At 43.3% G+C, this 23,671-nt stretch carries 21 protein-coding genes; 17 read left to right on the top strand and 4 right to left on the bottom strand.

Annotation, left to right across the window (positions count from 1 at the left end):
- Window positions 1–56: 56 nt before the first annotated feature.
- Window positions 57–1,538, bottom strand: a complete 1,482-nt coding sequence (locus tag LJ658_RS18930) for a glutamate synthase subunit beta (RefSeq protein ID WP_230548120.1) — start codon at window positions 1,536–1,538, stop codon at window positions 57–59.
- Window positions 1,539–1,543: 5 nt separating this feature from the next.
- Window positions 1,544–6,067 carry a glutamate synthase large subunit gene (gene gltB, locus LJ658_RS18925; protein WP_230548119.1) on the bottom strand — a complete coding sequence of 1,508 codons (4,524 nt, stop codon included), beginning with the start codon at window positions 6,065–6,067 and terminating at the stop codon, window positions 1,544–1,546.
- Window positions 6,068–6,458: 391 nt separating this feature from the next.
- On the opposite strand from gltB, the gene LJ658_RS18920 reads away from it, so the two are divergent.
- From LJ658_RS18920 to LJ658_RS18870, 11 genes are all read left to right on the top strand, one after another.
- Window positions 6,459–6,950 (top strand): HAD-IIIA family hydrolase, encoded by a 492-nt coding sequence (locus LJ658_RS18920; RefSeq protein ID WP_230548118.1) that lies wholly within the window; start codon window positions 6,459–6,461, stop codon window positions 6,948–6,950.
- Between the two features lie 19 nt (window positions 6,951–6,969).
- Complete coding sequence (locus LJ658_RS18915; RefSeq protein ID WP_230548117.1) at window positions 6,970–8,481, top strand: hypothetical protein; 1,512 nt, start codon at window positions 6,970–6,972, stop codon at window positions 8,479–8,481.
- 214 nt (window positions 8,482–8,695) lie between these two features.
- Window positions 8,696–9,547 (top strand): ATP phosphoribosyltransferase, encoded by an 852-nt coding sequence (hisG, locus tag LJ658_RS18910; RefSeq protein ID WP_230548116.1) that lies wholly within the window; start codon window positions 8,696–8,698, stop codon window positions 9,545–9,547.
- A gap of 93 nt (window positions 9,548–9,640) precedes the next feature.
- Entirely contained in the window at window positions 9,641–10,927 is a 1,287-nt protein-coding gene (hisD, locus tag LJ658_RS18905) for a histidinol dehydrogenase (RefSeq protein ID WP_230548115.1), read from the top strand.
- A 73-nt stretch (window positions 10,928–11,000) separates the two neighbouring features.
- Window positions 11,001–12,047 (top strand): histidinol-phosphate transaminase, encoded by a 1,047-nt coding sequence (gene hisC / locus LJ658_RS18900; RefSeq protein WP_230548114.1) that lies wholly within the window; start codon window positions 11,001–11,003, stop codon window positions 12,045–12,047.
- The gene (gene hisB, locus LJ658_RS18895; RefSeq protein WP_230548113.1) at window positions 12,044–13,186 is read left to right on the top strand and encodes a bifunctional histidinol-phosphatase/imidazoleglycerol-phosphate dehydratase HisB; all 1,143 of its coding nucleotides are present in this window, start codon (window positions 12,044–12,046) and stop codon (window positions 13,184–13,186) included. Before hisC ends, hisB begins: the two co-directional genes overlap by 4 nt.
- Before the next feature lie 9 nt (window positions 13,187–13,195).
- Complete coding sequence (gene hisH / locus LJ658_RS18890; protein ID WP_230548112.1) at window positions 13,196–13,786, top strand: imidazole glycerol phosphate synthase subunit HisH; 591 nt, start codon at window positions 13,196–13,198, stop codon at window positions 13,784–13,786.
- 4 nt (window positions 13,787–13,790) lie between these two features.
- Window positions 13,791–14,540, top strand: coding sequence for a HisA/HisF-related TIM barrel protein (locus LJ658_RS18885; protein WP_230548111.1), 750 nt, complete (start codon window positions 13,791–13,793; stop codon window positions 14,538–14,540).
- A gap of 108 nt (window positions 14,541–14,648) precedes the next feature.
- Window positions 14,649–15,401 (top strand): imidazole glycerol phosphate synthase subunit HisF, encoded by a 753-nt coding sequence (gene hisF / locus LJ658_RS18880; RefSeq protein ID WP_230548110.1) that lies wholly within the window; start codon window positions 14,649–14,651, stop codon window positions 15,399–15,401.
- A gap of 77 nt (window positions 15,402–15,478) precedes the next feature.
- Window positions 15,479–16,066, top strand: a complete 588-nt coding sequence (gene hisIE, locus LJ658_RS18875; RefSeq protein ID WP_230548109.1) for a bifunctional phosphoribosyl-AMP cyclohydrolase/phosphoribosyl-ATP diphosphatase HisIE — start codon at window positions 15,479–15,481, stop codon at window positions 16,064–16,066.
- A gap of 76 nt (window positions 16,067–16,142) precedes the next feature.
- Entirely contained in the window at window positions 16,143–17,048 is a 906-nt protein-coding gene (locus LJ658_RS18870; RefSeq protein ID WP_230548108.1) for a WD40 repeat domain-containing protein, read from the top strand.
- A gap of 45 nt (window positions 17,049–17,093) precedes the next feature.
- Here the strand turns inward: LJ658_RS18870 and LJ658_RS18865 are convergent, their stop codons facing one another.
- Both LJ658_RS18865 and LJ658_RS18860 read right to left on the bottom strand, forming a co-directional pair.
- On the bottom strand, window positions 17,094–17,855 hold the full coding sequence (locus tag LJ658_RS18865) for a C40 family peptidase (protein ID WP_230548107.1): 762 nt from the start codon (window positions 17,853–17,855) through the stop codon (window positions 17,094–17,096).
- 124 nt (window positions 17,856–17,979) lie between these two features.
- Window positions 17,980–18,333, bottom strand: coding sequence for a 4Fe-4S dicluster domain-containing protein (locus tag LJ658_RS18860; RefSeq protein ID WP_230548106.1), 354 nt, complete (start codon window positions 18,331–18,333; stop codon window positions 17,980–17,982).
- Window positions 18,334–18,435: 102 nt separating this feature from the next.
- Here LJ658_RS18860 and LJ658_RS18855 point away from each other — a divergent pair, with 102 nt between their 5' ends.
- The 6 genes from LJ658_RS18855 to LJ658_RS18830 all read left to right on the top strand — a co-directional run bounded on the left by LJ658_RS18855 (window position 18,436) and on the right by LJ658_RS18830 (window position 23,670).
- Entirely contained in the window at window positions 18,436–19,482 is a 1,047-nt protein-coding gene (locus LJ658_RS18855; RefSeq protein ID WP_230548105.1) for an acyl-CoA reductase, read from the top strand.
- Between the two features lie 75 nt (window positions 19,483–19,557).
- The gene (locus LJ658_RS18850; protein ID WP_230548104.1) at window positions 19,558–19,761 is read left to right on the top strand and encodes a fructose-6-phosphate aldolase; all 204 of its coding nucleotides are present in this window, start codon (window positions 19,558–19,560) and stop codon (window positions 19,759–19,761) included.
- Window positions 19,762–19,765: 4 nt separating this feature from the next.
- Window positions 19,766–20,449, top strand: coding sequence for a cell division ATP-binding protein FtsE (locus LJ658_RS18845; RefSeq protein WP_230548103.1), 684 nt, complete (start codon window positions 19,766–19,768; stop codon window positions 20,447–20,449).
- 153 nt (window positions 20,450–20,602) lie between these two features.
- A complete protein-coding gene (locus tag LJ658_RS18840) occupies window positions 20,603–21,175 on the top strand; it encodes a nucleotide exchange factor GrpE (RefSeq protein WP_230548102.1) in 573 nt (190 codons plus the stop codon).
- 156 nt (window positions 21,176–21,331) lie between these two features.
- Window positions 21,332–22,495 carry a molecular chaperone DnaJ gene (dnaJ, locus tag LJ658_RS18835; RefSeq protein ID WP_230548101.1) on the top strand — a complete coding sequence of 388 codons (1,164 nt, stop codon included), beginning with the start codon at window positions 21,332–21,334 and terminating at the stop codon, window positions 22,493–22,495.
- A 251-nt stretch (window positions 22,496–22,746) separates the two neighbouring features.
- Window positions 22,747–23,670: an exopolyphosphatase gene (locus tag LJ658_RS18830; RefSeq protein ID WP_230548100.1), complete on the top strand. Its 924-nt coding sequence runs from the start codon at window positions 22,747–22,749 to the stop codon at window positions 23,668–23,670.
- The last annotated feature ends 1 nt before the right edge of the window (window position 23,671 follow it).

Here is a 23,671-nt window from a genome sequence, read left to right as displayed (position 1 = left end):
CCTCTTTCATAATTGAAAGAGAGCTTTGTTATTTAGTTCGGAGCTAAGTAAGCTGCTTAATTAAAAACCTGGTCAAATTGATTTACTGAATCTTTGCTTTCCAGTACAGAATGACCCATTAAAAACTCATCAACCTTGCGGGCACATTCGCGGCCTTCTGATATGGCCCAAACAACCAGTGATTGTCCGCGGCGCATGTCGCCGGCTGCAAATACTTTGCTTACGTTGGTGCGGTAAATTCCCTCTTTAGCGTTTACATTTTTACGTGCATCCAACTCAACGCCAAGGCTTTCTAACATGCCTGTGTATTGCGGATTTAAGAATCCCATCGCCAGGAATACCCGCTGACAAGGGATCTCACGCTCTGAGCCTTCCACTTCACTAAATTTAACCGGCCGGCCAAGGAAATCAGTCTCCCAGCTAACATCAGCTATGCGTAAAGCACGCAGGTTACCATTCTCATCTCCTAAAAACTCTTTGGTATTAATACCCCAATGACGCTCAACGCCTTCCTCGTGCGAGGTGGTAGTCTTCAGCACCATCGGGTAAGTTGGCCACGGCATGTGCGGTGTACGTTTCTCTGGCGGCTGGAACATCACCTCAAACTGCTTGACAGAGTTTGCTTTTTGGCGGTTTGAGGTACCAACGCAGTCAGAGCCGGTATCACCACCACCTATTACAACTACGTCTTTCCCGGTAGCTAAAATATCTTCGGCTGTAATTGGCGAGTTGCCAACACGTTTATTTTGTTGTTTCAAAAAGTCCATCGCGAAATAGATGCCCTTCAACTCACGACCAGGAATAGGCAGGTCGCGCGGAATGGTAGAGCCACCGGTTAAAACTACCGCGTCAAAATTACGCGTCAGCTCATCAGCAGCAATGTCTTTACCTATTTCGGTATTGGTTTTAAATACAACGCCGTCTTTTTCCATTACTTCCAAACGGCGGTCTATCACCCATTTTTCCATCTTAAAATCGGGGATGCCGTAACGCAGCAAGCCACCAATTTTATCATCACGCTCATATACCGTTACTTCATGGCCGGCTTTGCTTAACTGCGCAGCGGCCGCTAACCCCGCAGGGCCCGAACCAACTACCGCAACTGTTTTACCTGTTTTAATTAATGGAGCGACCGGTTTAACCAGGTTTTTCTGATAAGCAATTTCGATAATATGTTTCTCAATCTCTTCAATAGCTACCGGTGGCCTGTGAATGCCCAATACGCAGGCCGATTCGCAAGGAGCCGGGCAGATGCGGCCGGTAAACTCGGGAAAATTATTGGTCGATGCCAATATCAGGTAAGCTTCTTCCCATTTATGGTGATACACCGCGTCATTAAACTCAGGGATGATGTTACCCAGCGGGCAGCCTGAATGACAGAAAGGGATGCCGCAATCCATACAGCGGGCTGATTGTTTATTTAATTCTTCGTCTGAATATAAACTTTCAAATTCATTGTAGTTTTTTACACGTTCTGCAGGCGATAATTTTTCAGGCATCTTCCTGTCATACTCCTGAAATCCTGTTACTTTTCCCATCTAAATTATTTGCTGATAGTTTGATATTCTAGTTTCTCAATTACTTTTTTGTACTCTTTTGGATAAACCTTCACAAAATCTGTCGACGCTTTGTCCCAGTTTTTGATGATGCTCTGCGCCAGTTTGCTGCCGGTTAGGCTAACGTGCTTGCGTAACAGGGCCAGTATTTGCTCCTCATCCTTAACAGACAGCGGATCCAGGTCAACCATCTCTGTATTGCAGTTTTCGGCAAAGCTACCGTCCGGATTATAAACCCAGGCAATACCGCCACTCATACCTGCCGCAAAGTTGCGGCCCGTTTTGCCAAGGATCAAAGCACGTCCACCGGTCATGTACTCGCAACCGTGATCGCCAATACCTTCAACCACCGTGGTTGCGCCCGAGTTACGTACCGCGAAGCGTTCGCCCGCCATACCGCCTATAAAGGCCTCTCCGGCAGTTGCGCCATAAAGGGCAACATTGCCGATGATGATATTTTCTTCGGCCGGATAGCTTGCCTCCGGCGATGAATAAACAGCCAACTGAGCTCCTGATAAACCTTTACCAACATAATCATTGGCCTCGCCTTCCAACTCAAAGGATACCCCTTTGGTTGCAAAAGCACCAAAACTTTGCCCGGCAGATCCTTTGAATTTATAGTTGATGGTATTATCCGGTAATCCGGCTGAGCCGTATATTTTTGATATTTCGTTTGATAATAAAGCGCCTATGGTACGGTCAGTATTTTTAACATCATACGTTCCAAAAACAGGTGTCTTGTCCGCCAAAGCAGGTTTAGCATCTTCCCACAATTTCCAGTCGATGATCTCGGCCATACCATGATCCTGCTGCTCGCTGTTATACAACGTAACATCTTTTGGATTGGTAACCGGGTGCAGAATGCTTGAAAGATCGACCTTTTTAGCTTTCCAGCTCTTCAGGCCATCTTTAACTTTCAGGAACTGAACGCGGCCAACCATTTCATTGATGGTACGGAAGCCTAACTCGGCCATGATCTCGCGCAGCTCTTCAGTCATAAAGCGGAACAGGTTAACGATATGCTCAGGCTTACCTGAGAATAATTTTCTTAATTCTTCGTCCTGCGTAGCAACACCTACCGGGCAGGTATTTAAGTGACACTTACGCATCATGATACAGCCACCGGCAACAAGAGCGGCAGTTGCAACGCCCCACTCCTCTGCACCCATCAGGGCGGCAATGGCCAAATCACGACCGGTTTTTAACTGACCATCTGTTTGCAATACCACCCGGCTGCGCAGTTTGTTGCGTACCAGGGTTTGGTGTGCTTCGGCTAAACCCAGTTCCCAAGGCAGGCCGGCGTGTTTTACCGAGCTTATTGGCGATGCACCTGTACCACCATCGTAGCCGGCGATCAGGATAACATCAGCATGTGCTTTGGCAACACCTGCTGCAATAGTACCTACACCCGCTTTTGATACCAGCTTAACGTTGATACGTGCGGCGCGGTTAGCATTTTTCAGGTCAAATATCAGCTGCGCTAAATCTTCGATCGAATAAATATCATGGTGTGGCGGTGGCGATATTAAGCCAACACCCGGAGTTGAGTGACGGGTTTTCGCGATCCAGTCGTCAACCTTATGGCCCGGTAACTGGCCGCCTTCGCCAGGTTTTGCACCCTGCGCCATTTTAATTTGCAGCTCATCCGCATTGGTCAGGTAGTTTGAGGTAACCCCAAAACGGCCTGATGCCACCTGCTTGATAGCCGAGCGCATTGAGTCGCCGTTAGGCAAAACTTCGTAGCGCATCTCGTCCTCGCCACCTTCGCCGGTATTGCTTTTGCCGCCTATGCGGTTCATGGCGATAGCCATGGTGCTATGCGCCTCGTGAGAGATAGAGCCAAATGACATGGCACCGGTAGCAAAACGTTTCATGATGCTTTCGGCCGGTTCAACCTCATCTATGGATATGGCTTCGCGATGATGCGCAAAATCAAGCAATCCACGGATGGTAAAATGTTTCTCGCTTTGCTCGTTGATAGCTTTAGCGTAGTTTTTATAAACATCGTAGTTATTACTACGTGTAGCATGTTGTAATAAGTGCACGGTAGTTGGGTTAAACAAGTGCTCTTCGCCACGGCGTTTCCACTGGTAAATACCACCTTCGGGCAATAAACGGCTCTCGTTTTTAGCGCCAAAGCCTATGCGGTGTTTACACAGCGATTCGCGTGCGATCTCGTCCAGACCTAAACCACCTATCCGGGTAACCGCACCGCAGAAATATTTGTTGACAACGTCTTTATTTAAACCTAAAATTTCAAACACCTGCGATCCGTGGTATGACTGCAGGGTCGAGATTCCCATTTTAGAGAAGATCTTCAACAAGCCGTCATTAACAGATTTGACATAGTTCTTCAACAGATATTTGGTATCCAGGCTGGTATCCAAAGCGCCGCTTTCTTTTAAATTCTCAATAGTCGCCTGCGCCAGGTACGGGTTAATTGCGGTAGCACCAAATGCCAGTAAACAGGCAAAGTGATGTACTTCCCAAACGTCGCCGGTTTCAACAACGATACCTACCGCGCCACGCAAACCTTTTTTGATCAGGTGGTGGTGCACCGCAGATACCGCCAATAATGAAGGTATGGGGGCGTGCTCAGAGTCCACTGCACGGTCTGACAGGATCAATACTTCAAAGCCGTCGGCAACAGCGTCCTCCGCGTAGCGGCAAACCCTTTCAATACCTTTTTGTAACGAACCAGGAAGCCCGTCAGCATTAAAATAGGTTTGTAATGTTTTAGCATGGAACATGCCGGTATCAATGCTCCGCAGTTTCTCCAACTGGTGATTTTTTAATATCGGGTGTTTAAGCGTTACACAATGGCAATGCATTTTATCTTCATCCAGCAAATTACCGTTGTTACCTATAAAGGTGGCCAGGCTCATGACCAAACGCTCGCGGATCGGATCTATCGGCGGGTTGGTTACCTGCGCAAAAAACTGCTTAAAGTAGCTTGATAAATGCTGCGGCTTGTCTGACAGGATAGCCAGAGGCACATCAGTACCCATTGATCCTATCGGCTCTTTACCATCAAGGGCCATTGGTTTAATAATGGTGTCAATATCCTCACGGCTATAACCAAATACCTGCTGATAACGGAAGACAGAATCGGCGCTCAGGTTTGCAAATGCTAAACGCGGCTCGGTTAAATCCTCTAATTTTATCTTATAATTCTCTAACCAGCGGCCGTATGGCTGGCGCGAGGCTATTTGTTGTTTAATTTCTTCGTCGGTAATGATAACCCCCTGCTCGGTATCAATCAATAACATTTTACCCGGCTGCAGGCGGCCCTTGCGTAAAACGTTTTTTTCATCGATCTTCAATACACCGGTTTCAGAGGCTGCAATAACACGTCCGTCGCTGGTAATGGTGTAACGTAATGGCCTTAATCCGTTTCTGTCCAGCACTGCTCCTACCAATTTACCATCAGTAAAGCTGATAGCGGCCGGTCCGTCCCATGGTTCCATTAATGTAGCATGGAACTCGTAAAACGCTTTTTTTACCGGGTCCATCTGTTCGTTACCATCCCAGGCTTCCGGGATCAGCATCATCATTACATGTGGTAATGAGCGGCCGGTATGTTGCAGGATCTCGATGATGTTATCCAAACAAGCCGAGTCTGACTGATTATTATCCACCACCGGTAACAACATCTCCATCTCCTCATTGGTAAAATAAGCAGACGCGTATGATTTCAGGCCCGAATAGAACCAGTTTAAGTTACCGGTTAAAGTATTGATCTCGCCATTATGCGCTATCATCCTGAACGGCTGGGCCAGTTTCCAGGACGGGAATGTATTGGTTGAAAAACGTGAGTGAACCACGGCCAAACCTGACGCCATACGCGGGTCTGTCAGATCTGCATAGTACTGGCGCAGCTGGTAGGTAGTTAACTGTCCTTTATAAATAATGGTTTTACAAGACAATGAAGGGAAATAAAAATCGCCCCTTGCGCCCGGTATGGTTTCTGTAACGGTTTTGTTGATGTATCTTCTTAAAACGTACAGCTTACGTTCAAAATCCTCATCAGTGGTGATATGGTGCGGCCTTGAAATAAACAGCTGCTCAATATCCGGCTCGGCACTGCGGGCAGTTTCGCCTATTACAGATGAGTTAACGGTTAATTTACGATAGCCTAATTTATGTAGCCCTAATTTTTCAATAGCATTATCAATTGCCGTGCGGCAGGCTTTTTTAAGCGGAGAATCTTTAGGTAAAAAGATCATACCTACGCCATACTCTCCCGGCTCAGGCAGGCTGATCTCCAGGTTAGAGCATTCTTCCATAAAAAACTCATGGGGCAATTGTAACAGTATACCCGCGCCGTCACCCGAGTCGGGATCGCATCCGCAGGCGCCGCGGTGTTCCATGTTCTCTAACATGGTCAACGCGTCATCAATTATCTGGTTAGATTTATGACCATTAATATTGGTTATAAATCCTGTTCCGCAAGAGTCGTGTTCAAATTCCGGCCTGTAAAGACCCTGTTCTGTGCTGTCGTTCTGATCCATCGCTGTACAAACGGGTTTATAAGTGTTCGTAACCACGAAAATACAGAAACCAAAGCATTTTTGCGATATAATTATAAATTTTTGGTATTATCTTAATTATTGGCAGATAATTTGTATATTAATTTTGAATTTAATAAAATTAAGCCAAAATCAATTAAATTATCGCAAAATCGATGACCTATATCATATATATCCGCAATATGTAATCCTATTGGTTTGATAGACGAAATTGCATTTTCTTTTAAATTTAAGGGCAAAATGTAATTAGGACGAGATCAGGAATCACCGTATTTAATTTTTCCCGCTAAAAAATGAGATGTGACAGGCGGCGCCCCGCCTCCTAAAAAACGTTAAAATTTGATTTCGTATTTTAGCCGAAATTTAATAATTAATGTCTGCAAAAAATAAAGCTGTTTTTTTAGATCGCGACGGGGTTTTGAACCGTGAAATGGGCGATTATGTGCGAAGGGTTGAGGATTTTCATATCCTTGATAATTTTGATGCCTTAAAAATTTTACAGGATAAAGGCTACCTGCTTTTGGTGGCTACCAACCAGGGCGGACTGGCCAAGGGCTGGTATACCGAAGAGGAGCTGGCTAAAATGCACAAGCTGTTAAAAGAAACTTATCAGAGCCACGGTGTTGAACTGACAGACTTTTTTTACTGCCCGCATCATCCAAACTTTACCGGCGACTGCGATTGCCGCAAACCAAAGCCGGGGCTGTTATTACAAGGTATAACTAAATATAATCTTGACCCCGCCAGATCCTATTTTATCGGCGACCGCGAACGCGACGTTGAAGCGGGCACTGCCGCCGGCGTAACGGGTATATTAATTGACAGCGACCAGCCCATAAGTACGGTGTTGGATTTGATAGTTTAAATGTAAACGGACCAGCAATATGCAATCAACACGTTTTTTGAAACATATAGATACGGTCATAGCCGCCATAATAGGTTTCTATGCTATCCATCTGTTTACCAGCTATAGCGGTGTTGGTATCTCGCCTGATTCTATTATGTATGCCAGTACAGCTAACAGCATACAGGCGCATTGGTCGCTCCTGACATTTAATGGAACACCGCTAACCTTTTTCCCGATTTTTTACCCTTTCTTTTTAGGGGTGATACAGTTTATTACCCGGGTTAATCCGTTTATAGCAGGATCCGTTATTAACTCATGCCTGTTTGCTTCGGTCATATTTGTAACCGGTTGGATGCTGTCAAGGTTTATTGCGCATTCAAATATTTATAAACTGCTGATCCTGGCCGCCATTATATTAAGCCCTGCCCTGCTGGAGATCTACAGCTTTTTATGGTCTGAGACCCTGTTTATTCTGGAGGTAATGTTATTTATATTGGCTTATCACCATTATATGCGCCTGCATAGCACCTTCTCTTTGTTAATAGTGGTTGTTATCGCAGCCGTTGCCTGTATTACCCGCTATGCAGGTATTACATTAGCCGGCGCAGGCGGGTTAATGTTATTGCTGGATGATCAGCTTACTATCCGCAGAAAAATAAAACACCTGTTAATATTGGGCCTCGGATCGATATCATTGCTTGCCGGGAACTTATTCCTTAACAGCCTTAATACGGGTTTAAGCACGGGGAAACGGCTACCCTCTGTTACCCCATTCAGTCAAAACCTGTACTATGCCGGCACGGTTATAAACGACTGGGGTGCGCTGGGTAGTTTTGCAGATCATTATGCTATCCCGATAGCGGCAGTTGTGTTACTATCGCTCATCGGCATTTTATTGTTTAAAACCCTTAAAGGAAAAATAAACAGCTACGAAAATATAGTGATAGCCTTTACCATAGTTTATGGCCTGTTCATTATTTTACTGGCAACTTTCTCGCGTTTTGAGCGCATAAACAGCCGGTTGTTATCGCCCATGTTTATACCCTTATTAATATCGTGTACCAGCTGGGTGCCTGATGTTATTGGTTTGGTGAAATCGAAAGCAAAATATGTATTGTCCGGCGTGGCTATCATCATGATGCTGGCCTTTGAATACTTTACTTTGCAAATAGACCTGAAACGCTATGATGACGAAATGGATTATGGTGTACCGGGCTACTCGGACGATAGCTGGAACACCTCTCCCTTTATAGCTTTTTTGCGGGCGCACAAGGATATTTTTAAACCGGGCATACCTGTTGTAACAAATGCAGATGAGGCCGTTTATTTTTTTACCGGGATGTCGTCAACCCTGGTACCGCATCGTTATTATAAAACTGATGTAGACAGGTTTTATGAAAAAAAGCAATACTACTACATTTGGTTTAAAACTTTAGATAATAGCGAACTGATCAATATCCATGACATTGAAAAAGTACATCAACTAAAAAAGTTATATGATTTAAAGGATGGGGCGATCTATGAATATACCGGCGAAAAGGCCAAATAAATAGCCTGCTGATTACTATTTATTTTGATTTTAAAAACAACTGCCTATATTTGCGGCGCTTATCTATAGTTTTACTATATAAAAATGGGACTAACACAACTACATCATCTTCATCTGCACCATCACCACGCTGTGGTGATTAGATAATGTATGTTTCTACGCGAAATAACAACCCCCGTTTATAATTTTTATTATAGTCTCTTAATTTCAATCAGTGAAAACACTTAAAATAGCGATCCAAAAATCGGGTCGGCTCAACGAAAAATCCGTTGAATTATTAAAAAATTGCGGCTTAAATTTTGAAAATTACAAAAGCTCGCTTATTTCCCCGGTTTCTAATTTTCCGCTTGAAATTCTTTTTCTGCGCGATGACGATATCCCCGAATATGTACAGGATGGCATTGCCGATCTGGGCATAGTAGGCGAAAACGTAATTGAAGAAACCGAAGTAAGTGTAACTTACCTGCAGCGTTTAGGTTTTGGTAAATGCTCATTAAAAATAGCTATAACCAACAATAGCGATATTACCAAACTTAGCGATATTGAAGGTAAATCAATAGCAACTACCTACCCTGTTATACTGGGTAAGTTTTTGCAAAAACAAAACATACACGCCGATATCCGCACCATTTCAGGTTCTGTTGAGATTTCTCCGGGTTTAGGATTAAGCGATGCCATTTGCGATTTAGTATCAACCGGTGGCACATTAAAAAGTAACGGCTTAAAACCATTTGCTGATGTCATGTCGTCAGAGGCGGTTTTAATTGGTTCAAAAGGCAGCGAAAGCAATGATTTGGTACAGGAGTTGATGCAACGTATACAATCGGTATTACGTGCCAAAGAAACCAAGTACGTTGTACTAAATGTTCAAAAGGACAACTTAAAAGGCGTGCTGGACCTGTTGCCGGGGGTTAAAAGCCCGTCGGTATTACCATTGGCCGAAGAAGGTTGGGTAGCGGTACATACGGTGATCCCGGAGCGTGATTTTTGGGACCGCATAAGCCAGCTGAAACAAGCAGGCGCGCAAGGCATTGTAGTAATGCCTATTGAGAAGATAATATTATAAGCCCCACCCGACCCTCCCCGGTAGGGAGGATTTGAGAAGAGCTGGTAACACCAAACTAAGGGTCTTCCCTACCGGGGAAGATTTAGAGGGATTATGAAGATATATAATTATTCAGACTTAAGTAAAAACGATATCACCAAACTGGTTCAGCGCAATGTTGATCCGGCTAATGAGATCCGTACAATAGTTGAAGAAGTACTGGCCACCGTGCAGCAAAACGGCGACAGCGCTCTGATTGATTATGCGGCTAAGTTTGACAAGGTAACCTTAACGAAGCTCTATCTTGATAAGGGCGAGCTGGAAGAGATCGCATCGGCTGTATTGCCCGAGCAGAAAGCGGCCCTGGATATTGCCTATAATAATATTTACAAGTTTCATCAAACCCAGCTTAAAACCGAGGATAAAGTAACCACCATGCCCGGTGTAACGTGCTGGCGCGAATTAAGGCCGATTGAAAAAGTTGGCTTGTATATCCCCGGGGGCACGGCAGTTTTACCAAGCACCTTTTTAATGCTGGGGATACCTGCGCGCATAGCCGGGTGCCATGAAATTATTGTATGCTCGCCGCCGCAAAAAAACGGCAGGCTTAACGCATTTATTGCGTATGTGGCTTTGTTGCTGGGCATTGATAAGATCTACATGGCCGGTGGTTCGCAGGCTATCGCGGCCATGGCCTATGGTACCGAAACTATTAGCAAAGTTGACAAGATCTTTGGGCCGGGCAACCAGTTTGTAACCAAGGCTAAAACCATTATCCAGTCTACCACTACTACTGCTATTGATATGCCCGCGGGCCCGTCAGAAGTACTGGTAATTGCTGATGAAACAGCTAACCCTGAGTTTATTGCTGCGGATTTATTAGCGCAGGCCGAGCACGGTATTGACAGCCAATCTATTTTAGTGACCACATCGGCACAAATAGCCGAAGCTACCCTGGTTGAAGTTGAAAAACAAACCGCTGTATTACCACGTGCAGAGATTGTTAAACAAGCGCTGGATAAATCATACATCATCATAACAAAAACTTTGGATGAAGCCATGCGGTTCAGTAATGAATACGCGCCCGAGCATTTGATCTTAGCAACCGATAACTGGCAGCAGATTACTGATAAAATCATCAACGCAGGCTCAGTTTTCCTGGGTAATTTAACACCCGAGAGTGTGGGCGATTATGCATCGGGCACCAATCATACCCTGCCCACCAGCTCTTATTCAAAAGCTTATTCGGGTGTCTCGGTTGATTCGTTTGTGAAGAAAATTACGTTCCAGCATATCACGCCAGATGGCATAAAAAACATCGGGCCATCGGTGGAGATACTGGCAGATTTAGAAGGCTTGCACGCGCATAAAAATGCGGTAAGTGTGAGGATGAAAGAATAACGCAAAGCTGATTTGCATACGTAGAGATTGCTTCGTTCCTCGCAATGACGAACGGAAATAACAATTTAAGACCATGTTTAATTTAAACAATATATTAAGAGAAAATATAAAAAACCTAACCCCCTACTCGTCCGCGCGTGATGAGTTCCAGGGTGAGGCAAGTGTATATTTAGATGCCAACGAGAATGCTTTTGGTTCGCCGTTGGATGAGCCATATAACCGTTATCCTGATCCGTTGCAATACAACGTTAAAAAACGTTTAAGCGAGATCAAAGGCGTACCGGTACGTAATATATTTTTGGGTAACGGTAGCGATGAGGCTATAGACATCCTGTTCCGCAGCTTTTGCAACCCGGGTGTTGATAATGTGATATTAGTGCCCCCAACCTATGGCATGTACGAGGTATCAGCCAACATTAATGATGTACAAGCAAAAAAAGTATCGCTTACCGAAGATTTTCAGTTAAACCTGGAAGGCATAGCCGAAGCTATCGATCAAAACACCAAACTGATCTTTATCTGCTCGCCAAATAACCCTACCGGTAATTCCATCAACCGTGATGATGTGGAAACCTTGCTGAATAACTTTGACGGCATTGTGGTGGTTGACGAGGCTTATATCAACTTCAGCCGCCAAAAAACTTTTATCCAGGAGCTGACTGAATATTCAAACCTGGTTGTACTCCAAACCTTATCAAAAGCCTGGGGATTAGCCGGTTTACGTGTAGGTATGGCCTTCGCCAGCGAAGAGATCATCGAAGTGATGAACAAGGTTAAACCGCCGTATAATATTAACGAATCATCACAGCAATTGGCTTTAAAAGCTTTGGCTAACGTTGACCAGGTAAACGGCTGGATCAAAGAAACATTATTACAACGCGATAAACTGGTACTGGCTTTAAAAGAGCTGGATTTTGTGCTGGATATCTACCCGTCAGACGCTAACTTTATCCTTGTTAAAACAACCGACCCGAAAGATATTTATAACTTCCTGGTACAAAAAGGAATTATTGTGCGCGACCGTTCAAAAATTGATCTTTGCGAAGGCAGCCTGCGTATCACGGTAGGTACACCCGCCGAGAATGAAACATTGATCGACACTTTAAAAAATTTTAAATGAGCAAGCTACAGAAACTACTTTTTGTTGACCGCGACGGCACCATGATCAAAGAGCCGGTTGATGAGCAGATAGACTCGTTTGAGAAACTGGAGTTTTATCCCGGGGCTATCGAATACCTGTCGAAAATTGCCACCGAACTGGATTATGAACTGGTGATGATCACCAACCAGGATGGTTTGGGTACCGCTTCCTATCCGGAAGATACCTTTTGGCCGGTACATAACTTTATCTTAAAAACGTTTGAGAACGAAGGCGTAAAGTTTTCGGCCGTCTATATTGACCGCACCTGGCCCGCAGACAATGCGCCTACCCGCAAACCCGGTACAGCTTTGCTGACGCAATATTTTGATACGACTAAATACGATCTGGCTAGCTCGTTCACCATCGGCGACCGCCGTAACGATGTTTTGCTGGGTAAAAATTTAGGCGCTAAAGCTATCTGGTTAAATAACCAGTCGAACCTTGGCAGCAGCGAAGCGCAGAACAACGCCGATATAAAGGACGTGGTGGCTTTAGAAACAACCCACTGGAAAAAGATCTACGAGTTCTTAAAATTGGGCGAACGCGTCTTTGAAAACAAGCGCACCACTAAGGAAACCGATATCTACGTAAAAATAAACCTTGACGGTACCGGCGAGGCTAAAGTATCTACCGGCCTGCATTTCTTTGACCACATGCTGGATCAGATCGCACGTCATGGCAGTATCGATTTGGAAATCATCGCCAAAGGCGACTTACATATTGATGAGCACCATACCATTGAAGATACGGGCATTGCTTTAGGCGAGGTTTTTGCTGCTGCTTTAGGCAATAAAAAAGGCATTGAGCGCTATGGCTTCTGCTTGCCGATGGACGATTGCCTGGCACAGGCCGCTATTGATTTTGGCGGACGCGCCTGGCTGGTTTGGGAAGCTGATTTTAAAAGGGAAAAAGTAGGTGATGTACCGACCGAGATGTTTTATCACTTTTTTAAATCATTTACCGACGCGGCAAAATGTAACTTAAATATCAAGGCCGAGGGCCAAAATGAGCACCATAAAATTGAGGCCATATTTAAAGCATTTGCCAAAGCAATAAAAATGGCCGTAAAGCGTGATATAAACAATATGGTTTTACCATCAACAAAAGGGTTATTATAGCGTAAAAACATGATAGGCATAATAAGATACGGCGCCGGCAATATATTCTCATTAACAGCCGCTTTAGAGCGGTTGGGCATCGCCTACGGAATGGTAAATACCGAAGCGGATTTAGCGCAGTATGACCGTTATATTATCCCCGGTGTAGGCCATGCAGGCGCAGCCATGGATAAATTGGAAAACTCTGGTTTGGTGCCGGCTATCAAGGCACTCCAGAAACCTACTTTAGGGATATGTGTGGGGATGCAATTGCTCACTTCATATTCTGAAGAGGGTGACTCTGACCTACTTGATATCTTCCCTATAAAAACCTTAAAGTTTGCCGGCAGTCCGGATCATAAAGTACCACACACCGGCTGGAACCGGGTTTATCCTGAAAAGGAAAATCCACTTTTTCAAGATATTCCCCTTGGATCACATTTTTACTTTGTACATTCATACTTTATTGAGTATGATAATAGTTATACATTGGCTGCTACAGATTACAGTATAAAATTTTCGGCATCAATTTGGCGTGATAATTTTTATGGGGTGCAGTTTCACCCTGAAAAATCAGGCGTTTATGGTGAGACATTATTAACGAACTTCTCAAAATTTTAAAGACATGTATATAATCCCCGCTATTGATATTCTAGATAAGAAAGTTGTCCGTTTACGCGAAGGCGACTATGAGCAAGTAACCAGCTACGATGTTACTTTAGAAGAAATGATAGAGAAGTACCAGTCAAACGGAACCAATCTAATCCATATTATAGACCTTAACGGCGCAAAAAACGATTTTTCTAATCAGCAATATTTATTTGATGTAATTAAAAAAACCGATATGCAGGTACAATACGGCGGCGGTATCCGCAGTATTGAAAAAGTTAAAGAACTGGTTGACGCAGGCGTGCACCGCGTTATTGTAGGTACCCAGGCTTTAACCAATCCCATGTTTTTAGATGAATTAAGCAAAGCGATCTGTGGCCGTGATAAATGCTCGGACAATGTGGTTGTGGCTATAGACGTTTTAGACGAGGTTATTAAATACTCAGGCTGGATGGAAAGCTCGCCTATTAAGCTGATGGATTATGTTGACAGGTGTTTATCGCTTGGCTTCTTTCGTTTTTTATGTACCGATATTAGCAAGGATGGTAAATTAGGCGGTGCCGGTGTCGAGCTTTATGGAAAGCTCCTCGACCATTCACCTTTCATCAAACTGATCGCTTCCGGTGGTGTAAGCTCTATGGCCGATATTGAGCAATTAAACCGCTTAAAAGTAGAATCGGTAGTAGTTGGTAAAGCTATTTATGAGGGTAAGATCAGCATCGAAGAAGTTAAGAACTGGAATTTAGAGTCACTCATCTCCATATAAATTGCGAGCGCAGCGAGCATTGTTATTGGCTATTTGTCATCCTGAGCATAGCGAAGGATCTTATACGATTGACAAGATGCTTCGTTCCTCAGCATGACAAACTAAACTATGCTTGCTAAAAGGATCATCCCCTGTCTGGATGTTAAAGACGGAAGAACTGTTAAAGGCGTAAACTTCGTCGACTTACGCGATGCCGGCGACCCTGTTGAACTGGCCTGGAACTATTCACGTCAGGGAGCGGATGAATTGGTATTTTTAGATATCACTGCCACACACGAGCGTCGTAAAACGATGGTTGAGCTGGTAAAATCCGTCGCGCGTCAAATAAACATACCTTTTACCATTGGTGGCGGTATCAACGAAATAGCTGATGCTGACGCCCTTTTAAATGCAGGTGCCGACAAAATCTCCATCAATTCTGCGGCGGTGCGTAATCCGGCTTTAATTGATGAATTAGCCAAGGCATTTGGTGTCCAGTTCGTGGTAATAGCTGTAGACACCCGCTTAAATAACGGCATTAACACTGTTCATTTAAACGGGGGTCGCATCCCAACAGAAAAAGAAACTTTAAGCTGGATATTAGAGGCGGAGAGCCGTGGCGCAGGTGAGATCCTGCTTACTTCCATGGATCATGACGGCACGAAAGCAGGCTTTGATAACGGATTATTAAAAAAGGTAAATGACGCGGTGAATATCCCGGTGATAGCATCGGGAGGCGCCGGTTCGGTACAGCATTTTATTGACGTATTTGAGCAGACGAATGTTGACGCTGCTTTAGCTGCATCGGTATTTCATTACGGCGAGATATTAATCCCTGACCTGAAAGATATTTTAAGGGGCAGGAATATTGAAGTAAGATAAATAAATAACCAGTTGTCATTTTGAAACGTAGTGAGAAATCCTCGTACCTCGTTCGAAATGATAGTATATTATAACAAATGAATATAGATTTTAACAAAACAGATGGACTGGTGCCGGTGGTTATTCAGGACGAGCAAACACTCGAAGTGTTGATGCTGGGTTACATGAACCAGGAAGCGTATGACAAAACCGTACAGGATAATATCGTCACTTTCTATTCGCGTTCAAAACAGCGTTTATGGACAAAAGGCGAAACCAGTAACAATTTTCTGCATGTTAAAAGCATCCATTTGGATTGCGACAATGACACGCTGCTAATAAAAGTTAAAGCCGACGGCCCAACCTGCCATACTGGCAACCGAACCTGTTTTAAAACCGAATACAATCAAAACTTTATATTGCAATTAGAGCAAATAATTGCCGACCGGTATGAAAATCCGCAGGAAGGATCATACGTAAATAAGCTGCATAGAAAAGGCTTAAATAAGATAACGCAAAAAGTTGGCGAAGAAGCCGTGGAGACCGTAATAGCCGCCCTGGCAGAAACCGAAACTGATCTGATAAACGAAGCTTCTGATCTTGTATTCCACCTTATTGTACTATTACGCGAAAAGGGATTGACAATTGGTACAATCGCCAAAAATTTAGAAGAAAGACATAAATAGTGATTGAAGGTTAGAGATTGGAGATTGATTTGAATCTTCGCTAATCTTTGATCACCAATCACTAATCGCTACACTCATGATCAACGTAGAAAAAGCCGCCGAACTTACCGGGCATAGCAATCCTATATTTGCGTTAACACTATCGCAAAAACCGGATATTTTGTTTACCGGTGGTAATGATAAAGGCGTGGTTGAGTGGAGCTTAAAAAGCAATGAATTTATTAAAGTAATGTTTCCGGTGGCGGCGTCAGTTTACGCTATTCATTGCCCGGGAGGTTATCCGTTAATGATGACCGGGCTTCGTACCGGCGATGTTTTGATATTTGATTTTATCAAACAGCAATTACTCCCGGCGCTTAAACATCATAACAAACCCGTATTTGATATCAAATCAGTTTCGGGTAAAAAGGAGTTACTGGTAGCGTCAGAAGACGGCACAGTTTCCATCTGGAGCCTGGATACGTTACAGTTAGTCCATACTTTAAAAGTTTCGGGTGATACCATCCGTTGCATCAGTATTTCGCCGGATGAAAAGCAGGTGGCTTTTGGCTGCCGTAATAATGAGGTAAAGATCTATGATCTGGAGGACTATACCTTGATCCACACCTTACAGGGCCATACCATGCCGGTGTTTTCGCTACAATATTCGCCGGATGGCAGTTACCTTGTATCAGGTTCGCGGGATGCCCAGCTTAAAATTTGGAATACAACAACCTTTGAATTAACAGAAAATATCCCGGCGCATCTGTTTGCCATAAATCATATCGCCTTCCATCCTGTCCAGCCTTATTTTGCCACGGCAAGTATGGACAAAAGCATTAAAATCTGGGGATCAGACGATTTTAAACTCTACAAGATCATCAGCCGCGAAAAAGGTTATGATACGCACCGTCTGTCGGTAAATAAACTGGCCTGGCATAACGGGCAATTACTATCCACCGGCGATGATAAGCGGGTGATCATCTGGAACATAGCTTTCTAAAACTGCACGATGCCCGGTCAGACTAAATTTTAAATCAGCAGGAAATTAAAAAATCCGTTTGATGGATGCCAGTTTATGGGTGTAGCGCCCCTGCTCTTCAGAATAGATACCCTTCTCATCAATCACGTTTATCTTAACCTTGCCTGACGCATGAATAATATGTTCGCGGTTAAGTAAGATCCCGACATGGGTAATCATACCCTCGTTATTTTCAAAAAATGCCAGGTCACCAATTAAAGCGTCATTCAGGGATGGAACGGCTCTGCCCTGCTCTTCCTGTAAACTGGCGTCGCGTTTTAACTGGATGCCTTTTAGTTTAAAAACCAATTGCGTAAAACCAGAGCAGTCTATACCAAAATGGGTACGGCCGCCCCATAAATAAGGGGCATTAATAAATGATTTGGCAACAAGGTCAATACTTTCTTTCTGCCCTATCTGGCCTATAATTTCAAATTTCTCCCGTTCTATATAGCAGGTTGTTCCGTTTAAAAAAGCAAGGGAGCTGCCGGCTGGCAGATATAAAATGCTGTTATCCTTTATTTTCCAGGCCTGGGTAACGGGTTTGTAGGTTAATTTTGGCGGATTTAGCAGCAGTTGCTGATAATTTAAGTGCCCAAGCATGATAAATTGCAAACGGTTTACCCAACCTTCATAATTATCGGCAGCAGTTATAATTTTCGCCCAACCTTCTTTCCATTCTAAAATTTCAAAAGCTTCGCCAAATAACACCTGCGATACCTGTTCGCTGCGCTCGTTAGGTTCGGCACGCATTGGTATCACCGCTAAATTGCAAATTCCGTATTCCATTTTTAAAATATGAGCCTGCTTGTACGTTAATATTTTTTAAAGGTTTCATCACAAAAAAGGGAATACATATGATGTATTCCCCGTTTATGATAAATATCGTTAATATTATTAAATATCTTTTTTACTACTCATTCATGTGCAGCCAATCTTTTTTAGCCAGTAATTCTTCGCGGGTTTCGCGCACATTTTCATCGTCCACGCAGCAATCAACAGGGCAAACTGCGGCGCATTGAGGCTCGTCATGAAAACCTACACATTCGGTACACTTGTCGGGCACTATGTAATAAATATCGTCAGATAAGGCTGCCTGTGTTTCTTCAGCATTTAAAGTAACACCGTCGCCAAAATCAATAACACCTTTTAAACCCGTTCCGTCCGAAAAACGCCAGGCCGCACCCGCATCATAAATAGCATTATTAGGGCACTCAGGTTCACAAGCCCCGCAGTTTATGCATTCATCGGTGATTATAATCGCCATATTTTTAAAATAATCTTATATTCTCAATTACCTTTGTCCAAATAACAAAGTCTGCAAATATAACAAAAAAAGAAATCGAGAGTTTGATTACTTACCATATATATGTCAAAATTCACCACAACAGAGCTGATTACCGCATTTTCTAAATTAGGCCGGCAACTGTCTAACCCGGACGAACCACTGCTAAAACTAATCAATACCGAACATATTTATAATGCCTGGTTCACACCAGAAAATGTTGAACAAGCCATAAAAACCATCGGCAAAATGTTAAATGAAGCCGATCTGGCTACCTGGCTAAATAAATACGACCTGTCAAAAAACCCATCCCCTAAAAAAATCGGGCTGATATTAGCGGGCAATATCCCGTTAGTTGGTTTTCATGATGTTTTATGTGTTTTGGCAACTGGTAACCATGCTTTAATAAAAGCATCGGTGCAGGATGCAAGATTAATTAAACAGGTGTTAGAGATGCTGACAACGATAGACACCCGCTTTGCAAACCAATTTAGCTTTGTAGAAAGACTGATTGATTTTGACGCCGTAATTGCCACCGGCAGCAACAATTCATCGCGTTACTTTGAGTATTACTTTGGTAAAGTGCCAAACATCATCCGTAAAAACCGTAACAGTTTAGCCGTGATAACCGGTAATGAAACCAAAGAGCAGTTATATAACCTGGGGCACGATATTTTTGATTATTTTGGTTTGGGCTGCCGTAACATATCTAAAATATTAATACCAAAAAATTATAACCTGGCTACCTTTTTTGAAGCTATTGAGCCTTATAAAGACATCATTAACCATAATAAATACAATAATAACTATGGTTATAACCGCTCTATATTTTTAGTAGGCAGCGAAAAACATCTGGATAATAATTTTCTCATCCTTAAAGAAGACGACAGCATGGTGTCGCCGCTGGCGGTACTGTATTACAGTTATTATGACGACTTAAATGCGGCTGAACAATTAATAACAACCGAAAACGAAAACCTGCAATGTGTTGTTAGCACGGTACCGTTAAATGTAAAAAGCCAGGTGGTTGATTTTGGCCAAAGCCACCAACCCCGGTTATGGGATTATGCAGATCGCATTGATACGATGGATTTCTTGGCAAATCTTCATACATTTGAGGTTGTAAGGTAAAAAGTAAAAGGTAAAAGTAAATTGGCTATCCAAGTACGTTTTACCTTTCGCCTCAAACCTTTAACCTTTTAAAAAATGTATATTATAAAAGTTAAAGGCGTTGCCAAAATACCTGATTATGTACAGCTAAGGGACGACCAGTTTACCCTGTTGGCTTACTTCAGGGTTGACAGGCCCGATAAATCATTAGATAAAGTTGGCCTTACTGATAAGGCCGAATATATAATGAACATTGTTAAGGACCTGCCGTTTGGACAGATCTTAAAATTAGAACTATAAAAAAATGATAGGAAACTCCATTATTAAGCTAAATAATGTTGATATATTTCAACAAAAGCACCTGGTATTATCAAACGTTAACCTGCATATTGATAAGGGTGATTTTGTGTGGTTGATAGGCCAAACCGGCTCGGGCAAAAGTAGTTTGCTTAAAGTTATTTATGGCGACCTTGCCCTTAATATCGGCACCGGCCACGCCTGCGGTTATGAACTTGATAAAATCACCGAAAAAGATATTCCGTTTTTGCGCCGCAAGCTGGGTATAGTTTTCCAGGATTTTCAATTATTAACTGACCGGACCGTTGAGCAAAACCTGCAATTTGTAATGCGCGCCACCGGCTGGAAAGACGCCCAGCTCATAGCCGATCGTACGCTTGACGTATTGGAAAAAGTTGGCCTGCGCTCAAAACTTAAAAAAATGCCGCATGAACTGTCAGGAGGCGAGCAGCAGCGTGTAGTAATAGCCCGTGCACTGCTTAATGATCCCGAGATAATTTTAGCTGATGAGCCAACCGGCAACCTTGACCCGGACACATCAGAAGAAATTGTTTTACTGTTAAAACAGATCAGCCAATCTGGTACGGCCGTAGTTATTGCTACACATGATTACCACATTATCCGCACCTTCCCGTCCCGGATTATTAAATGTGAAAACGGTAAAGTTTTGGAAGACGCGCAAATAGTTTAAAGCTAATACGGCGGCAGGCGCAGGTGCGGGCACATACTAACCATCTGCCAGTGCTGCTGCTATCGCTATGTCATTCCTGCCTAAAAAATAAATTTCGCTGTCAGCTTGTCGGTTTTACACTAATGGCAAGGTACTTGATTGGCACTATAAGCTATGAATTTTAACGATATGTTGAAGAAAAAAAAGATTGATAACCCAGAAACACCCGAGGTTTTAAATGACGCTATGGACAATGATTATGCAGAAACGTCAGAGAATATTGCTATTGACGAAAAATCGGCAGAAGATCTGTTAAAAGAAGAATTGTCATTGGCTAATGATAAATATCTGCGCCTGTATGCAGAATTTGACAATTTCAGGCGCCGTACTACCAAGGAACGTGTTGAGTTATTGCAAACAGCCGGAAAAGAGGTAATAGTATCATTGATACCTGTGCTTGATGATTTTGAACGGGCAGTAAAATCAATGGAAAATGCAACTGACATTAATGCTGTTAAAGACGGCGTTGTGCTGGTTCAAAATAAATTAAACAGTATCCTTACGCAAAAAGGCTTAAAACCAATGGAATCAGTGGGGCAACCGTTTGATGCCGATCTGCATGAAGCCATAACCAATATTCCTGCTCCTTCTGACGACCTGAAGGGTAAGGTAATTGATGAAATGGAAAAAGGTTATTATCTGAATGATAAAGTTATACGCTTTGCCAAAGTAATAGTTGGGGCGTAAGTATAATAATTTGAATTATGGAATGAGTGAATTAGTAAATGTTAAAAGCATTTGTTATCACTCATTCTTTACATATATATAAACGCAATTAGTAAGCGCTTGATCAGGAATATTCACTAATTCAACCACTCACTAATTCACTCATTAAAAAAATAGATGTCAAAAAGAGATTATTACGATATACTGGGCGTTTCAAAAGGTGCCGACGCTGATGAGATAAAGAAAGCTTATCGTAAAATGGCTATTAAATATCACCCGGATAAAAACGAAGGCGATAAACAAGCCGAAGAGAAATTCAAGGAAGCTGCCGAAGCTTACGAAGTGTTGAGCAATCCTGAAAAGCGCCAGCGCTATAACCAATTTGGCCATGCTGCCAACGCACAATCTGCCAATGGCGGCGGTTACGGCGGCCAGGGAATGAATATGGAAGACATATTTAGCCAGTTTGGTGATATTTTTGGCGGCGGCGGCGGTTTCGAAGGCTTTTTTGGCGGTGGCGGCGGCAGGCAAAGTGGCGGCCGTCGGGTGGCCCGTGGCAGCAACCTGCGCATTAAAGTAAGGCTGACCTTAGAGGAAATTGCTAACGGCACCGAAAAGAAAATAAAAGTAAACAAGCAAATAATCTGTAAAACCTGCGATGGTACCGGGGCGAAAGATCAGTCATCTTTCCAAACCTGTAAAACCTGCGGTGGCCAGGGCGCTGTCAGAAGAGTAACCAACACCATATTGGGCCAGATGCAAACTACCAGCACCTGCCCTACCTGTAATGGCGAAGGCTCAGTAATTACTTCAAAATGTAGTGTTTGCCATGGTGACGGCGTGGTACGCGGCGAAGAAACTATCAGCCTGAACGTGCCGGCCGGTGTTAGCGAAGGTATGCAGTTAAGCATGAGTGGTAAAGGTAATTCGGCCCCGCGTGGCGGAGTACCGGGCGATTTGATCATCCTGATTGAAGAGATACCACACGAAACTTTAAAACGCGACGGCAATAACGTTATTTACGATCTGCACATCACCTTTATTGATGCGGCCCTGGGTACAAGTATTGAAGTACCTACCATTGATGGCAAAGCCAAGATCAAAATAGATCCAGGAACGCAGGGTGGTAAGATATTACGTTTAAAAGGCAAAGGCGTACCTGAGGTTAATTCGTACCACCGCGGCGACCAGCTGATCCATATCAATATCTGGACACCAAAAGCGTTAAGCAACGAAGAGCGTGCACTGTTGGAGAAATTACAAAACTCGCCAAACTTTAAGCCTAACCCGGGCAAAAACGAGAAAAGTTTCTTTGAACGGATGAAGGAATATTTTGAATAAGTAAAACCCGGAAACCGGAAGTCCGAAAGGAAATAAAAAGCTCAGAATCTTAACGATTTTGGGCTTTTTTAATTTTAAGGGGACGATGAATTATTAAGGTATATCGACAACAAAATAGAAATTAACAAAAGTTATCAATCACCTAACCGAAATATTACCTTAAACATACACCGGCTAATTTGTTATTCATTAATTTTAGAACAATAATTTCTTGTTACTAAACAATTTAAGGAATTATTTATTTTAGATTTATGAGCAAACGCATTGCCGTGATGGACCTCGGCACCAATACCTTTCACTTACTGATTGCCGAAGGCAACGCCACCGACTATAAAGCCATTGTCCATGAACACGATTCGGTAAAGCTGGGCGAAGGTGGTATAAATAAAGGCGTTATACAGCCCGCCGCTTATGCACGGGGTATTGCTACCATGCAAAAGTTCAAAGATAATATTACGAAAAACGGCGTAGAGTCCGTTATCGCCGTAGCCACCTCCGCCATACGCAACGCATCAAACGGACAGCAGTTTATTGACGAGATTGCAGAAAAAACCGGTATCTGCATTGAGCTGATAGATGGCGAACAGGAAGCAGCTTACATCTACCAGGGCGTAAAGCTGGCAGGCGGCCTGTCAGACCAAACATCACTGATCATGGATATCGGTGGCGGGAGTGTTGAGTTTATAGTAGGCAATAACCATAGCATGCTCTGGAAACAAAGTTTTGAAATTGGCGCAGCCAGGCTAATGGACAAGTTCCACCGCACTGACCCTATCCCTGCCGACGCAATTGGCGCGCTTAACAGCTACCTGGAAGAACAGCTGATCAGCCTGATAGCAGTAACCAAAAAATATCCGGTTAGCAAACTTATCGGTTCGTCAGGCGCATTTGAAACTTTTGCTGAGGTGATAGAATTGCAAAAGGGAAACACCTTTAGCCTGGATATAAAAAACTATGATTTTGATTTTGGCGAATTGATTGCAGTAACCAATAATCTGATAGCTTCATCACACGCCGAAAGGGAAAATACAAAAGGCATTATCCCCATCCGGATAGATATGATCGTGGTGGCATCATTGATCACCCGCTTTATTATTCACCGGCTGGATATCAGCGATGTCAGCATGTCAACCTATTCTTTAAAAGAAGGCGTGCTGGCAGAGTTAATGAATTGAT

This window comes from Mucilaginibacter sp. UR6-11 (genome assembly GCF_020880695.1).
Taxonomy (GTDB): Bacteria; Bacteroidota; Bacteroidia; order Sphingobacteriales; family Sphingobacteriaceae; genus Mucilaginibacter.
The sequence above is the reverse complement of the archived record's forward strand: the minus strand, read 5'-3'. Positions and strand labels throughout refer to the sequence as shown.